Below are 15,391 nucleotides of genomic sequence, written 5' to 3' on the forward strand. Positions count from 1 at the left end.
GCAACGTTCGCCTCTCGGCTCCCGCGCAGTCCAAAACCATAACACCCCTTGCCGGCGGCTTGTCAAGTGGGCGACACCAGCGCGTCAGCCCAGGGCTTGAACGTGGCCAGTGTTTGGGCGTCACGGGCCGCCAGAACTGGGAAGTTGGCCTGCGACAAATCCTCACCGGCCTGAAGCTGAGCGGGATCACGCTCCAACCAGCGGATCGGACAGTTCAGCTCATGCAGCACCAGCCAAGCCGCCGCCAGATCCCAGATCTTGGGTGTGGCCTCGAGGGCTGAGATGGTCTGCCCCATCCCCACACTCACCAGGTTGAGGCTGGCCACCCCAAGCAAGCGGATCTTTCCGGGAAAGCGCTGATGAGGCAGCTTCTGCAGCACCCCGATCGAGCGGCTGCACAGGGAGGCGCAACCGGCAACCTGATTGCGGGCCGCTGGTGGCTGCAATTTGTTGTGCTTCCGCCAGGCACCGCCACCGCGAATCGCCACGATCCGCTGGCGTAGGGGTGGTACATCCAGTACCGCCAGCACAGGAACGCCATTCTCGAAGCGCGCCAAGGAGATGGCCCAATAAGGGATGCCCGCAGCGAAGTTGGTGGTGCCATCCAGCGGATCCACCACCCAAAAGGCTGGCGAGCTCGGCACGCACTGGCTGCCTTCCTCGCTCAGCACGCCTTCGCCTGGATAAAGCTGGGCCAGACCGTCCACCAAGGCGGCATCACTCCAGCGATCGCAAGCTGTGATCAGGCTGCCGTCGGCCTTGGCCTCAGAATCCAGCTGGCCAAAATCTGCACGTTGGCGCTCGGCCACCCGATCGAGCAGGAGACCCAGGGCATCCAGCCCCTCTGGCATGCGAATGGGCGAAGCGGTCATCCGAGCTCCATGGCAAGAACGCGATCGAGGCTGCGGCCGGTGTCGTCGCGGAACTGGCGCAGGTTGACGCGGCTGAGCAACACCAAGGCCAGAACTGCGATGGCTGCTTCCACCACAAACACAGCCGCGTAGGGGGGGAAGGCGCTGCCGGCAGGACTGAACGTGCGGGCCAGATCCAGCAAGCCACCACCCAGCACTTTCCCTGCGGCGCGGGAATAAGCCTGGGCCAAGCCCCAGACCCCCACAAAAGTGCCCGCCACTTCTGGCAAGGTGAGATCCAGCATCAACACCAGCGTGGCATTGGTGCCGATCCCGGTCGCCAAGCCAAACAGGAAAAGAACCAACTTCAGCCACTGCGGCTCAGCGGTGAGGCCCACCAGGGTGAGCAGCACGAGCGAAGCCAGAATCAACTGACAACCCAGGCGGGCGCAGACAAATTTGCCCAGCCGCGGCACCAACCACAGGCCGGCCAGCAGCAGACCCACCAAGGTGCCGATCCCCCAGACCGCGCTGAGTGAAGCGGTGGCTGCGATGGGCAGGTTGAACACTTCGGCGCCGTAGCTCTCCAGGATCGGATCCTGCAGAAACACCGCCAGGGTGAACGCCAGCAGGAAGCAGAAGAACACCAACACCTGGCGACTGGAGGTGATCAGGCGCCAGGCCACCGCCAGGGTGATCGCGTCATCACGATCTTCGGCGCGGCTGAGCTGCTGACGGCGACCAGGCGTTTCAATTCCCCAGGTGGCAATCAGGGTGAGGGCAAACACCACCAGAGCCACCCTGCCCATGAAGGTGAAGAGGGCCGTTTCCAACAGCCCTGAATCGGTCACGCCATCGAGGCCCTTCAGACAGATCGAGCTCGCGATGGCACCCACCACAATCCCCACGGTGAGCAGACACCAGATCAGCCCCACCGCCCGAGGGCGCTCCTGCTCGGTGGTGCTGTCGATCACCAAAGCCAGATAGGGGGTGGTGGCCAGTGACACGGCCAGTCCGTAGCAGGCGGTGAGACCGCACAACGCGGCAACGCCCAGAGCGATGCCCCATCCAGCGCCGGTTTCGAGGGCGTTGTGCAGCCGGAAGATCAAAGGAATCAACAGCACCGCAAGGCTGCAGAACAGCGCAGCACCGATCCAGATGTAAGGCGTTCGGTGCCGGCCCGCCACAGGATGTGCATCCGACATCTGGCCGAACAGGATGCGGGAGGGTGCCACCAGCTGCTCAAACGCCAGAGCGCCGCCCACTAGCAAACCAGGGAAACCCAGCTCCGTGAGCATCACCCGGTTGAGGAGCCCCACAAAGATCACGGCCAGGCATCCGACGCAGCCCTGAAACAGGCCCAGCCGCAGCAAACGGGGAAGAGGTAGTGACAGCTGTCAGCCTTCAGCTGACTACTGACGTTAGGACGGTTTGACCGTCTCAGGATGCAGGCTGGGCGGAAACCGCGGCCTGGCAGGCTGGCTGCAGAGGCTCGGGCGGGACCGGGACGCTGTTGCTCTCATCGTCGATCGACTTGCTGGCAGGCAGGGACGCGGCCTGACACACGGCAATCTGATCGAGACCCGTCCGACGGCGAAGTGTGGCCAATCGGTCGTTGTAGTCAGCCAGGGCCTGGGCATAGGCAAGATCTGCCTGGGTGAGGTCGCGCTGGTTATCCACCACTTCGCGCTGGGTGCTGACACCCGCCTGGAAGCGCAAACGAGCCAGGCGCAAGGCTTCCCGAGACGAAATCACCTGACGGGATGTTGTCTGAATATTGCGGTTGGCCTGACGAAGCTGATAGAAGCTTTGCTCGACCTCAAAGCGCAGACGATCTCGCGTATCGGCAAAGCGGAAGGTGTTTTCCTGCGCCCTCTGCTTGGCTTGCCTGTATTGAGCACGGGCAGCACCACCATCAAAGATATTCCAGCTGGCTTGCAGGCCTACGGCATTTTCAACAGCCCAGCCGCTTCTTCCCTTGAGATCAACAAGTACATTTTCAATACCTTGATAGCGGAAGCCACTGAGATTATTAAAGATCGACAAGAATGGTTGAACAGAACCCAGAGCGCTATTGGCCTGGCTGTTAGCAGCAGAAATATCGAGCAGGGCGTTATCAAGTTCCTCGCGGAATGCATAAGCAGCGATCACGCTCTCTTGAAGCGACGCCGTCCAGACACCGAGAGGCTTGAGCGGTTGACTGGCTGTTGGGCTTACATTTTGGGGAAGATCCAACAAGCGCGCGAGATCTCGGCGTGAAACCGACTGTTGCGCCAGCGCATTGGTGAGCAGCTGCTGGTCACGGGCAAGCTGGGTTTCGGCTTCTAAAACTTCGAGCTTCGTAGCGACGCCGGCTTGGAAACGTGCGGTTGCGTCACGCAAGCTCACAATGGAAGCCCGAACGGAATCCTGGCCGATCCTAACCGCCTCATCGCTGAACTGGAGCTCAAAGTAGGCTTGAGCGGCCTGCAAGCGGAGCTCCCGCAGAGCGATTAAATATTGATTTTTTGCCTGCTCAAACTGGTCTCTGGCAGCAGCAATCTGAGGAACCCGCTGCGGATTGATCAGATCCCACTGTGCGGAGAGCTGGGCACCCATATCCCAACGACTGGTATAGGTGTAACTCTTCTGTGTTGTGGTCTGACCAGTGAGCTGATTGGTTGATGGCGAGATGATGCGCTGGTTGCCACCGGTGTAGCCGGGCAAGTTCTGGGCATTCACGCTGAGGGTTGGATACCAGGCAGCGATCTGGGAGCGGAGCTGGCTCTGAGCCTGATCCACCTGGCTGGCGATCGCCTTCAGGTTGGGGTTATTAACCTCAGCCAGATTTTCAACGTCTTTGAGCGAGAGCGGGCGCAACTCAGCAATGCGCACCTGCTCCGGCTTGTTCGGGAGCGCCAGGGTGGCGGGAGCCGCCAGGTTCTGCAGACTTGGATCAAGCTTGGTGGCAGCCGGCGCCAACACGCTGGCATCGGACTTGGGCCGCAACCCTTTCACCTGCGGCGCCAGAGGCAAGGGAGCCTGAACACTGGCAGCAGGCTGCTCTTGGGCAAAGCCGGTGCCGGTGATGGCCAGCAGACCGGTGCCAGCTGCAGCAAGCCAGGTCTTGAAGGGTCGCGTCACCGAAAAACTCTGCCCAGATAAAAGTTGTCTCGGCGAGCTTAGTCAGTTCAGGAGTCGGTGCCCAGGCAGGCGGCCACGATCTCAGCTGCCCCTCCCACCAGCTGCACCGGCACGGGCAACTGGGCCGCAACCTCCTCGAGGCGCTGGTCGTCAAGAAACACCGGTTCGCCCTGCCGCAGCATCACAGCAGGCAGCAGCAGTTCCTCACCAAGATCGCGGCCTTGGAGCCCCTCCAGCAGATCGGAACCCGTGAGCAGGCCTGTGACCACCTGATCCTGACCCCAGTAGGGGCTCGGCAGGCCATGCAGCAACAGCTCCAATCCCTCCACAGCATTCAGGCGATCCACCGCAGGCTGCAGCGCTTCCGCCACCAGCAAACCCACCACCCAGCTCACCCGCCGGGGCTGAGGCAAGGCAGCGGGTAGGGAGTCGGTGGCCGCATCCATCGCCTCGAGGAAGGCCCGGATGCTGCCCACGCCATTGCCCTCCTGCGGCAGATCCTCGTAATCGTCGCGGGGCGGCAGCGAATAGCCCGCCATCAAGTACCACTCATCGGAGAGCCAGGCAAAGCGGCTGCCCAGCTCCGCCTGGAAGCGCTGCTGGAGGGGTTCCACCTGGGCAATCACCTGTTGCGCGCAGGCGCGGTCCACCGGTACCAGCCCGTCACCGTCTGGCCGGTAGCGGGTGAGCCCCACCGGCACCACAGCCGCCGAGAGCACCGCGGGCCACTCACCGCCAGCAAAGCGCGCCAGATCGGTGAGGGTGCGCTCCAAGGCGGGGCCATCGTTCAGGCCAGGGCACACCACCACCTGGGCGTGAATCTGCAGGTCGCGCTGCTGAAACCAGGCCAGTTGCTCCATCAGCAGGCCGGCCCTGGGATTCACCAGCAACCTGGAGCGCAAGTCGGCATCCGTGGCGTGCACGGACACGAACAGGGGCGAAAGCCGCTGTTCTTCAATGCGCTGCCAGTCAGCCGCGGTGAGGTTGGTGAGGGTGAGGTATGAGCCGTAGAGAAAGCTGAGGCGGTAGTCGTCGTCTTTGAGATAGAGGCTGCGGCGGTGGCCTGGCGGCTGCTGATCGATGAAGCAGAACGGGCAGTGGTTGTTGCACTGCTTGAGGCCATCGAACAAGGCCTCGCTGAAGGCCAGACCCAAACCTTCGTCGGCATCCTTCTCCAGCTCCACCACGTGCACGCTGCCGTCAGGGTCCTGCACCTCGAGGGTGAGCTCCTCCGCGCAGACCAGGAACTGCAGATCGATCAGATCGCGGGGTCGCACGCCATTGATGCTCAGCAGCCGATCACCCGGCTGGATCCCCAGCTCATCCCCGATCGACTCCGGCTCCACCGCATCCACCAAAGCCGGCTGAGGCAGACGCACCTCACTGGCATCCACCAGGGGAACACCGGCCGAGGGTTCCTTCCACACAGGCGCTGCCCGTTCGTTCTTGCTCTCTCCAGTGTGAGTGCTCAGCCCGCCAGGCGACCAACCCAGAGCAGCAGACCAAAGCCGAAAAAGAGCCGATAGCCGACGAACCACCACGTGCTGTGGTGCTGCAGAAAGCGCAACAACCAGGCGATCGCCAACCACGACACCAGAGCCGAGGTAGCGATCCCCACCAAGAGCGGCAGCACGCCACCAGCCACGGGCTGTGCGAATGCCTCCTTCAGCTCCACCAGACCAGCGATCGCAATCGCAGGGATCCCAAGCAAAAAGGAGAAGCGGGCTGCATCCGCGCGCTTCCACCCATCGAAGAGCGAGGCGGTAAGCGTGCTGCCAGAGCGTGAGACCCCCGGAATCAAAGCCAGGGCCTGAGCCAGCCCCACCCAGAGGCCATCGCGAACGCTGACCTGCTGCAGCAGGCGGCGACGGGTGCCGATGCGTTCGGCCAGGGCCAACAGGAGCGCCATCACGATCGACACCAGCGCGATCGAGGTGAGGCTGCGCAGGGGGGATTGATCGAAGTTGGGCACGCAGAGCTTGATGGCCAGCCCGCCGATCAGGATCGGAATCGTGCCGAGCCCAATCGCCAGGCCCAGGCGGGCCTGAGGGTCGTCCCAGCGGCGATGGCGCAGGCCCTGACTGATCCCCGCCAGCACCTGGCGCAGGTCATCACGGAAAAATCCCACCACAGCCAGGATGCTGCCCAGCTGAATCACAGCGGTGACGGCCACTCCTGGGTCACCCCAGCCCAGCAGCACAGGCACCACCTTCAAATGGGCTGTGCTGCTGATGGGCAGAAATTCCGTCAGCCCCTGCACCACGCCCAGCACGAAAAAACGCCAGCAGGCTTGGAGCACCCCGAGCTGATCAATCGGGGGCAGGGCAGCGAACACCGCAGAAGAGGCAGCACGGGATCGACCCTATGCGGCGAAGCCGGCGCTGGCCAGAAACGGCAACACTGAAGGCATCCTCTAAGGTTGCACAACTTTCTTCACACAGTGGTGATCGGGGTTCCGCCCAGCCTCACGGTGGCCGCGATGCCCCCCAGCGCCATCCGGGCGAACCACCGCGCCAGCGTGGGTGTGGGAATCGGCCTGGCCGGGGCCCTGCTGGTGGCTCTGCCGGTGTTTCTGCAGGCGCCATGGGTTCGGCTGGCCCCCTTCAGCGCCGCCCTGTTTACGGCCCCCCTGCTGCTACTCGGTGTTCTGCTGGCTGAGAGCCCCAACCCCAACCTGAGCCGAGCCGGCACCTTGCTGGTGGGATTCAGCGGTAGCTGGCTGGGGGGGTGCTTGTTCTGGGGCTGGTGCCGGCTGCACCCGCTCTGGCATCTCCCGATCGAAGCCTTTGCCCTGCCCCTGGCCCTAGGCGGGCTCAACAGCCGCTGGCGCCTGGCCGCCAGCTTCTATCTGGCCTCTCTGCTGGGCACGGCGTGCACCGATGGAGTGATGGCGATCACGGGCGTGATGCGTCACTGGACCGAGGTCTTGCTCGCCCCTGCCGATCAGGCCGCTCTGCAGCTCCAAGCCGCAGCGTTGGAAGTGCTGCAACCCCTTCCACTGGCGGTGACACTCCTGGCCGGTGCACTGCTGCTGGTGCTGTGCAGACGCTTGTGGCTCCATCCAGATCCCGCCTGGCGCCTGGCCGCTTCCGCCATCGCCACCACGCTGGCCGTCGATGGCGTGTTTCTCGCAGCAGCGCTGTGGGCCCCACAGCTCAGCGGCCTGATCTGAAGAACTGCAAAAGCCTGCCGGCCTGGGCTCAAGGCCAAGGCATCACACCTGTAGCTTTGCAACGCTGCTTGGCAGTCCCTGTGATTCCCGTTCAGACGGAGACTTCGATGAAACGGCTGGTTTCGTGGCTCATGAGTGGCGTGCTGCTGGCCAGCCTGCTCTTCGGCCTGGTGATGGCACCCGCGGCCCAAGCGGCCGATCTGAGCAACGTGGCAGACGAGAAAATCGCCGAGCGCGGCGACAAAGTCGACCTGAACAACTGCTCGGTGCGCCGCTTCCAGGCGTTCCCCGGCATGTATCCCACCCTGGCCGGCAAGATCGTTCTGGGTGGCCCTTACAACACCGTTGACGACCTGTTCAATCTCGATCTCACCGATCGCCAGAAAGAGCTGGTGGAGAAGTACAAGAGCAACTTCACCGTGACCCCCGCCTCGATCGCTCTGAACGAAGGATTCGACCGCATCAACGACGGCCAGTACCGCTGAACGCCAGCGCTGGTGTGATCACCGAGTTTTAAATTCGCTCACCGGTTCCAGCCGTCGGGCCCTCCCGGCGGCTTTTTTGTTGCCCTTCACGCCTCGGGCTCCGTGGTTCAGCTGCCCTCCAACTGGGATGTGATCGTGGTGGGCGGTGGGGCCGCAGGGCTGATGGCGGCCCTCGAGCTGCCCGCAGAGCTCCGGGTGCTGCTGCTGAGCAAAGACCACGCCCCCCGCTCCTCGAGCCGCTGGGCCCAGGGCGGCATTGCCGCGGTGACCAACGCCGACGACAGCTTCGCCAGCCATCGCGACGACACCCTCAGGGCCGGTGGCGGCCTCTGCGACCCGCCGGCCGTGGAGCTGCTGGTGCGGGAAGCGCCGGCCTGCGTGGAGCGGCTGCTGGAACTGGGGATGGACTTCGATCGCCACAACGGCAGCCTGAGCACCACGCTCGAGGCCGCTCACAGCCACCGGCGCGTGTTGCATGCCCAAGACCGGACGGGCGGCGCCCTGGTGGATGCGCTCGAGCGGCGGGTGCTGCAACGACCGGGATTGGTGCGCCTGCAGGGGGCCCTGGCCCTGCAGCTCTGGATCGAGGCCGGCCGCTGTTGCGGTCTGCAGATGCTCCATGCGGGAACCCTGCGCTGGCTGCAGGCCGGGGCGGTGGTTCTGGCCACCGGCGGTGGCGGCCATCTCTATGCCAACACCACCAACCCATCGCAGGCCAGCGGCGACGGCATCGCCATGGCCTGGCAAGCCGGTGCCGAGATCCGCGATCTGGAATTCGTTCAATTTCACCCCACGGCGCTGATGCTGCCGGGGGCGCCCCACTTTCTGATCTCAGAAGCGGTGCGAGGGGAAGGAGCTCGGCTGCTGGATGGCCGCGGGGGCAGCCCGGTGAGCCAGCTGCCCGGCGCCGACCTGGCCCCGCGGGATGCCGTGAGCCGCGCCCTAGTGCAGTGCATGCGCGAGCAGCAGCTGGAGCACGTGTGGCTGGATCTGCGCCCGGTGGGCCGGGAGCGGCTCGAGCAGCAATTCCCCACGATCCTGGGGCGCTGCCGGGAGCTGGGGCTGGAGCCCACGAGCACACCGATCCCCGTGGCGCCGGCGGCCCACTACTGGATGGGTGGCGTGCACACCAACGCGATGGCCGCCACCACCATTCCCGGCCTGTATGCCGTCGGTGAGGTGGCCAGCACTGGCGTGCATGGCGCCAATCGCCTAGCCAGCAATTCGCTGATGGAATGCCTGGTGTTCGCCCGCCAGCTGCGCCAGATCGAGCAGCCGCCAGCGCTCACGCCACTCAACGCCTCACACCAGCCGATCTCGGGCTTGCCGGTTCCCACCGGTGAGCAGTTCCGCCAGCTGGAGCGCACCCTGCAGGACCTGCGCAGCCTCTGCTGGCAGGTGGCGGGGGTCGAACGCCAGGGCAGCCAGCTGCGGCAAGGCTTGAAGCAGCTGCAGCGTCTGCGGCAGCAGATCCAACAGGACCGCTGGCTCGAAGCCACGGCGGCGATGGCCCCGTGGCACTCCACCAGCCTCGACGCCACCGAGTGCGCCTGGATCAGCCATGCCCACGACCTACGCCAGCGCCTTGTGGTCACCCAGCTCCTGCTGGAAGCAGCCCTCTTCCGGCAGGAGAGCCGCGGTGGTCATTTCCGGGTGGATGCCCCTGCAGCCCAGCCCTTCTGGCGGCGCCACTCCGTGCAACGCCGCCACCAGCCCATCAGCACCGAGGCGGTGGCCCCGCTCAGTTGAGCGCGGGGCCCTTGTAGCCAATCAGCTCAGCCAGCTTGAGCAGGGGCTTCACGCCGGAATCGAGTGTTCCATTGATTTCCCAGGTGGGATAGCCCTCGATCTTCTTGGCCTCGCAGAGCTCCTTCTGGCTGTTGCGGCCATCAGGAGCACACTCGATCACGGTGAGCTTCTCGGTGGCTTGCCGCCCAAACAACTCCTTCTGCTCGTGGCAGTGGGGGCACCAGTAGGCGGTGTACATGCGCGCACCCTTGGCGGTGAGCTGTTCCGCAAGAGCGATGGTGGCGGCGGTGCTCTCCGCGCGCACCGGCGGCGGCACCCCCTTGCCGGTTTCCACGGCGGGCTGCCCCACCGATGCTGCCCAACCCAGCCCAATCACCCCCACCACCAAGGCGGTGATCAAGCCACGGAACAACAGCTGGCCGCGATCCTCCCAGTCACCCCCGAACAGGCTGAGCAGCAGCAGGCCCGTGCTGAGGGCCGCCGAAAGGATGCAGAACGGGCAGCAATCGCGGATGGCAAAGGCCATCACCCCGATCAACACAGCGCTGAACACGGTCATACCGGTGCCGAGCAGGGCCATGCCCCACCAGCTGGGCTGCGCCAGGGTCTGGCGAGCCTCCCCCTGCAGCACCAGGGGCACCACGGCCATCAGCAACATGGCGGCGTAGGCCAGAAAGCCAAACAGCGAGAGGGGCTGGCCCAGCAGGCTGCCCCAATCGCTGGAGAGCACTTTTTCGCAACCGTTGCAGCCGAAAAAGCCCTGGCTGCTGCAGCTCAGCGACGGCAGCACCCCCCACGCTTTCAAGGTGATCGAACCGGTATCGATCACACCGATGGTGGCCAGCACGGCCATCGCCACGCGGATCCATTTGCTGCCGGAATCGCCGCGACGGCGTTGGCCGGCGAGGCGCTCGCTGAGGCGAGAGGAGGTCACTCAGGAGATCTCACTGCTGGGCTGATTGTGGCAGGCACAATCCGCTTCAGGCGATGCCGATCGGTAGGGTTGGGGATTGGCCAGCGCGCGGCCCCTATCCCCAATCCGATGAGCCAAAGCACCGCGGCATCCACGGCGGCCCCATCCACCAAACCCACCGTGGCCTTTGCCCACCTGGGCTGCGAAAAGAACCGGGTGGACACCGAGCACATGCTCGGTCTGCTGGCCCAGGCCGGCTACGGCGTGAGCGCAGACGAAAGCGACGCCAACGTGGTGGTGGTGAACACCTGCAGCTTCATCCAGGACGCCCGTGAGGAATCCGTGCGCACCCTGGTGGAGCTGGCCGAACAGGGCAAGGAGCTGATCATTGCGGGTTGCCTGGCCCAGCACTTCCAAGACGAACTGCTGGAGAGCCTGCCCGAGGCCAAGGCGATCGTGGGCACCGGCGACTACCAGCACATCGTGAGCGTGCTGGAGCGGGTGGAGGCGGGCGAGCGCGTAAAGCAGGTGAGCGCCAACCCCACCTTCGTGGCGGATGAACACCTGCCCCGCTACCGCACCACCAGCGAAGCGGTGGCTTATCTGAAGGTGGCCGAGGGCTGCGACTACCGCTGCGCCTTCTGCATCATTCCCCACCTGCGCGGCGATCAGCGCTCCCGCACGATCGAGGGCATCGTGGCCGAAGCGCAGCAGCTGGCGGCCCAGGGGGTGAAGGAGCTGGTGCTGATCAGCCAGATCACCACCAACTACGGCCTTGATCTGGCGGGCAAACCGCAGCTGGCCGAGCTGCTGCGGGCCCTGGGGGAAGTGGAGATCCCCTGGATCCGCGTGCACTACGCCTACCCCACCGGTCTCACCGAAGCGGTGCTGGCGGCCTACCGGGAGGTGCCCAATGTGCTGCCCTACCTGGATCTGCCGTTGCAGCACAGCCACCCTGAGGTGCTGCGGGCGATGAACCGCCCCTGGCAGGCGGATGTGACCGGTGGCGTCCTGCGCCGCATCCGTGAGCAGCTGCCCGATGCAGTGCTGCGCACCACCTTCATCGTGGGCTTCCCGGGAGAAACCGAGGAGCACTTCCAGCATCTGCTCGATTTCGTGGCCGAGCAGCGATTCGATCACGTGGGCGTGTTCACCTTCTCAGCAGAAGAAGGCACTCCCGCCGCTGATCTACCCGATCAGGTGCCCGCCGAGGTGGCCCAGGAGCGGAAGGATCGCCTCATGGCCCTGCAGCAACCGATCGCCGCCGAGCGCAACGCCGCCTGGGTCGGCCGCATTGTGGATGTGCTGATCGAGCAGGAGAACCCAAGCACGGGCGAGATGCTTGGCCGCTGCGCACGCTTCGCTCCCGAGGTGGATGGCGAGGTGCGGGTGCATCCTGGTGTTGGCGGCATCTGCGCCTCTCCAGGCACACTTGTGCCGGTGCGCATCACCGCCGCCGACACCTACGACCTGGTGGGTGAAGTGGTGGGAGCGAAGGCGATGGTGAGCGACGCGCTCGCCGCCCGCCAGGCAGGGGTTTGAGCCTGATCGCACAAGCCGTCCGAATCCCGCGCCGAGCCCTCGGGCGGATCCGCAGACAGCTCACCCAGTACCAGCGCACCACCTTTCTGCTGGCTTCCGGGCTGAGCACCGCCGGCTCCTTCGCCGGGCTTACCGCCAAGGGCTGGCTGCTGATGGAGGGATCGGGAAATCCCTTTCTGCTGGCTGCGAATTTCGCCCTGCTAACCCTGCCCACGCTGCTGGTGAGCGGGCCGGCCGGGGTGCTCACCGATCGGCTCGGCAGCGAGCGTGTGCTGATCCGCGCCCAGTGGGCGCTGCTGGCAGCAGCGGTGCTCGGCGCCATCGCCATCCCCATCAGCAGCGGCGGCCAACAAGATGCGCTGCTGCTGCTGAGCACGCTGGGGGTGGGGGTGGCCAGCACCTACGAACTCACCGCCCGCAATAAATATGTGGCCCTGCTGGTGGATGAGCCGGAACAGCTGGGGCCCTATCTGGCCAGCTTCTCGGTGATCTTCAACGTGGGCAAGCTGGTGGGCCCGCCGATCGGCGGCCTGCTGCTGGCGGCCACCGGCCCCACCCTCGCGCTGAGCCTGGATGCCGCCACCTACCTGCTGCCGATCCTCACGCTGCTCTGGTTGATGACCCCCTACCGCGAGCGCGAGCGGCGCAGCGCGAGCGGCAGCGGCGCCAGCCTGGCCACCGCCTGGCGCGATTGCGGGCCGGCACTGCGCCACGTGCTGGTGTTCTGCGGACTGGCCTGCCTGGTGGGCTTCTTCCATCCCGGCCTGGCACCGCTGATGGCCCTGAACCTGTTGGGCCCAAGCCCGCTGGCCCTGGGGTTGTTCACCAGCGTGATTGCCTGCGGCAGCATCAGCGCCGGGGTCGTACTGCAACGCAACGCGCAGCTGTGGAGTCGCCGCCCGGGCCTACTGCTGGGCGGCAGCACCGTGATCACAGCCCTGGGCCAGCTGGGGCTGTCGCTGCAGGCCCCCCAGCAGTGGGGGCTAGCGATGGCGTTTCTGATCGGCGGGGGCACCGCCTCACTGCTGGCGGGCACCAACCTGATCATCCAGGTGCATGCACCCCAGGTGATCCGCGGCCGCATGGCGGGACTGGGGCAGATCGCCTTCCTGGGGGGCGGAGGCATCAGCGGGCTGATGGCCGCTGGGCTCACGGCCTGGCTCCCCGGAGGATTGTGGAGCTGCTTCGCGCTGCTGGGGAGCTTCGGCGCAGCTCTGGGAGTGGTGGAGCTGCTGCGTCAGGGGCGCACGCGCCTGGCCTGACGCAGCCAGCGGCTGATCCGCCTCAGATCAGCTTGATGCCACGCAGCACAAAGGAGATCGCCGCCGCGGCCACCAAACCGCCGCCCACGAGGGCGAGATAAATCACAGGACCCATCGCTGGATGTGTTGGGAAAGTCACAGCCATTACAGCAGAACCCCACTGCAACCCAGCACCCCACCTAGGGTTGAGCAACCACCACCGGTGAAGCCCACCAGGGCAAGCCGTTGCTCTGATTCAACGGATCGCTCTACTGCGGCATGCGCACACTCCTGATCTACCCGGAGTTCCCCAAGACCTTCTGGAGCTACGAGAAGATCCTCGAGCTGGTGAACCGCAAGGTGCTGCTGCCCCCGCTCGGGATGGTGACCGTGGCGGCGTTGCTCCCGCAGCACTGGGAGATGAAGCTGGTGGACCGCAATGTGCGGGAGGTGAGCGAAGCCGAATGGGACTGGGCCGAGCTGGTGGTGATCTCCGGAATGATCGTGCAGAAGGCCGATATGGCCGTGCAGATCGCCCGCGCCAAAGAACGCGGCCTGCCCGTGGCCGTAGGCGGCCCCTTCGCCAGCTCCACCCCGGATGCACCGGAGCTGGAGCTGGCCGATTTCAAGGTGCTCGACGAGGGTGAGATCACCCTGCCGATGTTCATCGAAGCGATCGAACGGGGCGAATCAGGCGGGCGCTTCTCCGCCAACGGCGACAAACCGGACGTGACCGGCACGCCCATCCCACGCTTCGATCTACTCGAGCTCGACGCCTACGACTCGATGAGCGTTCAGTTCTCGCGGGGCTGCCCGTTCCAGTGCGAGTTCTGCGACATCATCGTGCTCTACGGCCGCAAGCCGCGCACCAAAACACCTGAGCAGCTCGTCGCCGAACTGCAGCGCCTCTACGAGCTGGGTTGGCGCCGCGCCATCTTCCTGGTGGATGACAACTTCATCGGCAACAAGCGCAATGCCAAGTTGCTGTTGCCGGCGATCAAGGAATGGCAGATCGAACGGGGCTATCCCTTCAGCTTCACCACCGAAGCCTCCGTGGATCTCGCTTCCGACGACGAGATGATGCGGATGATGGCGGAAGCCCGCTTTGAAGCGGTGTTTCTCGGCATCGAAACGCCGGATGAGGCGAGCCTCTCGGTGGCCGGCAAGCATCAGAACACCCGCAGCTCGCTGGAGGAATCCGTGGATCGGATCACCAGCTATGGCATCCGCGTGATGGCGGGATTCATCATCGGCTTCGACGGAGAACAACGCGGCGCTGGCGATCGGATCGTGCGCTTCGTGAGCCGCACGGGGATCCCCGCCGCAATGATGGGCATGCTGCAGGCCCTGCCCAACACTGGCCTCTGGCATCGCCTCGAGAAGGAAGGCCGCCTCATTCAGGAAAAGGCTGATGCCAAGGGCGTGAATCAGACCAACCTGCTCAACTTCGTGCCCACCCGGCCGATCCGCGACATTGCCAACGAATACGTTGATGCCTTCTGCCGGCTCTACGAACCGAACGCCTATATCGATCGCGTCACGCACTACTACGGCAAGGTGGGTGCCCCCCGCTGGAAAGCGTTCTACAAGCCTGAAAACTCGGATAAGCCGGCTCTTCCGCCCCTCAACGATGTGAAGGCGCTGGCCACGGTGATCTGGCGGCAGGGCTTCAAGCGCAACACCCGTTTCCGCTTCTGGCGCTCCCTGGCGCGCATCGCCCGACGCAATCCAGCCAACTTCGAGCAGTACGTGGTGACCCTGGCTCACAACGAGCACTTCCAGGAGTACCGGGCTGTGGTGACGCGGGAGATTCAGGAACAGCTAGCCTGCCTGCCCCCCGAGCCACCATCCACGTCGGAATCACCCGCACGGGAACTGCAACCGGCCTGATCCGGCCTGGGCCTCGTCAGTCCTGGATGTAGGTGCTGCCGTCCTCGAGGCAATGCTCGGCTTTCTGCAGTTCCCTGCCCAGATACAGGGCGTGGTCGAGGCAGCTGATCGGATGGGGGCCCTCGCCCTCGGTGAGCGCCATGCCCAACTCCTTGGCCGAACGGCCGCGGTAGATCTTCAACGGTGAGCGCGGCCCGCCGCCGCGGCAACTGATCACCTCACCGGTGTCGGGGTCGGTGGCCAGGCCACGCTCATCGATGGCATTGCCGTAGTGCTCGGCAATCAACTCACCGGCCTCGGGGTCAAGCTTGATCAGGAAATAACCAGCCGGATCCAGGGCAATGAAGCGCTGGGAGAGCCGCTCATCGAGGCTGCGGCGCTGCTCCGCTGAAAAGCTCGTCATCGAAGGCTCGCCATCTGCGGAT

At 65.0% G+C, this 15,391-nt stretch carries 14 protein-coding genes; 6 read left to right on the top strand and 8 right to left on the bottom strand.

Translation table 11 applies throughout. The annotated features are described in order from the left end of the window. Positions 1 to 62: 62 nt before the first annotated feature. The 5 genes from H9532_RS06545 to H9532_RS06565 form a co-directional block, all read right to left on the bottom strand. A complete protein-coding gene (locus H9532_RS06545) occupies positions 63 to 872 on the bottom strand; it encodes an inositol monophosphatase family protein (protein ID WP_296366711.1) in 810 nt (269 codons plus the stop codon). Next, a complete protein-coding gene (locus tag H9532_RS06550; protein WP_296366713.1) occupies positions 869 to 2,224 on the bottom strand; it encodes a BCD family MFS transporter in 1,356 nt (451 codons plus the stop codon). Before H9532_RS06550 ends, H9532_RS06545 begins: the two co-directional genes overlap by 4 nt. 67 nt (positions 2,225 to 2,291) lie before the next feature. After that, positions 2,292 to 3,974, bottom strand: a complete 1,683-nt coding sequence (locus H9532_RS06555; RefSeq protein ID WP_296366715.1) for a TolC family protein — start codon at positions 3,972 to 3,974, stop codon at positions 2,292 to 2,294. Between the two features lie 47 nt (positions 3,975 to 4,021). After that, positions 4,022 to 5,401, bottom strand: a complete 1,380-nt coding sequence (locus H9532_RS06560; protein WP_296366717.1) for a TIGR03279 family radical SAM protein — start codon at positions 5,399 to 5,401, stop codon at positions 4,022 to 4,024. 41 nt (positions 5,402 to 5,442) lie between these two features. Continuing rightward, positions 5,443 to 6,309: an undecaprenyl-diphosphate phosphatase gene (locus H9532_RS06565; RefSeq protein WP_296366718.1), complete on the bottom strand. Its 867-nt coding sequence runs from the start codon at positions 6,307 to 6,309 to the stop codon at positions 5,443 to 5,445. Positions 6,310 to 6,417: 108 nt separating this feature from the next. Here H9532_RS06565 and H9532_RS06570 point away from each other — a divergent pair, with 108 nt between their 5' ends. The 3 genes from H9532_RS06570 (at position 6,418) to nadB (ending at position 9,380) form a co-directional block, all read left to right on the top strand. After that, entirely contained in the window at positions 6,418 to 7,146 is a 729-nt protein-coding gene (locus H9532_RS06570) for a DUF3120 domain-containing protein (RefSeq protein WP_366664538.1), read from the top strand. Between the two features lie 107 nt (positions 7,147 to 7,253). Further along, positions 7,254 to 7,631, top strand: a complete 378-nt coding sequence (gene psbU / locus H9532_RS06575; protein ID WP_296366722.1) for a photosystem II complex extrinsic protein PsbU — start codon at positions 7,254 to 7,256, stop codon at positions 7,629 to 7,631. 102 nt (positions 7,632 to 7,733) lie between these two features. Next, positions 7,734 to 9,380, top strand: a complete 1,647-nt coding sequence (gene nadB / locus H9532_RS06580) for an L-aspartate oxidase (protein ID WP_296366724.1) — start codon at positions 7,734 to 7,736, stop codon at positions 9,378 to 9,380. On the opposite strand, the gene H9532_RS06585 is transcribed toward nadB, so the two are convergent. Beyond that, positions 9,373 to 10,314 carry a vitamin K epoxide reductase family protein gene (locus tag H9532_RS06585; RefSeq protein ID WP_296366727.1) on the bottom strand — a complete coding sequence of 314 codons (942 nt, stop codon included), beginning with the start codon at positions 10,312 to 10,314 and terminating at the stop codon, positions 9,373 to 9,375. The genes nadB and H9532_RS06585 overlap by 8 nt on opposite strands. 108 nt (positions 10,315 to 10,422) lie before the next feature. Here H9532_RS06585 and rimO point away from each other — a divergent pair, with 108 nt between their 5' ends. Beyond that, on the top strand, positions 10,423 to 11,835 hold the full coding sequence (gene rimO / locus H9532_RS06590; RefSeq protein WP_296366729.1) for a 30S ribosomal protein S12 methylthiotransferase RimO: 1,413 nt from the start codon (positions 10,423 to 10,425) through the stop codon (positions 11,833 to 11,835). 23 nt (positions 11,836 to 11,858) lie between these two features. Next, positions 11,859 to 13,097, top strand: a complete 1,239-nt coding sequence (locus H9532_RS06595) for an MFS transporter (protein ID WP_296366832.1) — start codon at positions 11,859 to 11,861, stop codon at positions 13,095 to 13,097. Between the two features lie 22 nt (positions 13,098 to 13,119). Here H9532_RS06595 and H9532_RS06600 read toward each other — a convergent pair whose 3' ends face one another. Continuing rightward, positions 13,120 to 13,212 (bottom strand): cytochrome b6-f complex subunit 6, encoded by a 93-nt coding sequence (locus tag H9532_RS06600; protein WP_296366731.1) that lies wholly within the window; start codon positions 13,210 to 13,212, stop codon positions 13,120 to 13,122. A gap of 143 nt (positions 13,213 to 13,355) precedes the next feature. On the opposite strand from H9532_RS06600, the gene H9532_RS06605 reads away from it, so the two are divergent. After that, complete coding sequence (locus H9532_RS06605; RefSeq protein WP_296366733.1) at positions 13,356 to 14,966, top strand: radical SAM protein; 1,611 nt, start codon at positions 13,356 to 13,358, stop codon at positions 14,964 to 14,966. A 16-nt stretch (positions 14,967 to 14,982) separates the two neighbouring features. On the opposite strand, the gene H9532_RS06610 is transcribed toward H9532_RS06605, so the two are convergent. After that, positions 14,983 to 15,369 carry a DUF4346 domain-containing protein gene (locus H9532_RS06610; protein ID WP_296366734.1) on the bottom strand — a complete coding sequence of 129 codons (387 nt, stop codon included), beginning with the start codon at positions 15,367 to 15,369 and terminating at the stop codon, positions 14,983 to 14,985. Positions 15,370 to 15,391: the final 22 nt, after the last annotated feature.

Source organism: Vulcanococcus sp. Clear-D1 (assembly GCF_014654725.1).
In the GTDB taxonomy this organism is placed as follows: Bacteria; Cyanobacteriota; Cyanobacteriia; order PCC-6307; family Cyanobiaceae; genus Vulcanococcus.

Excerpts from the sequence above, each read along its gene's own strand:
- H9532_RS06545 (WP_296366711.1), bottom strand. The coding sequence starts at position 872 with ATGACCGCTTCGCCCATTCGCATGCCAGAGGGGCTGGATGCCCTGGGT.
- psbU (WP_296366722.1), top strand. The coding sequence starts at position 7,254 with ATGAAACGGCTGGTTTCGTGGCTCATGAGTGGCGTGCTGCTGGCCAGC.
- rimO (WP_296366729.1), top strand. The coding sequence starts at position 10,423 with ATGAGCCAAAGCACCGCGGCATCCACGGCGGCCCCATCCACCAAACCC.
- H9532_RS06600 (WP_296366731.1), bottom strand. The coding sequence starts at position 13,212 with ATGGGTCCTGTGATTTATCTCGCCCTCGTGGGCGGCGGTTTGGTGGCC.
- H9532_RS06605 (WP_296366733.1), top strand. The coding sequence starts at position 13,356 with ATGCGCACACTCCTGATCTACCCGGAGTTCCCCAAGACCTTCTGGAGC.
- H9532_RS06610 (WP_296366734.1), bottom strand. The coding sequence starts at position 15,369 with ATGACGAGCTTTTCAGCGGAGCAGCGCCGCAGCCTCGATGAGCGGCTC.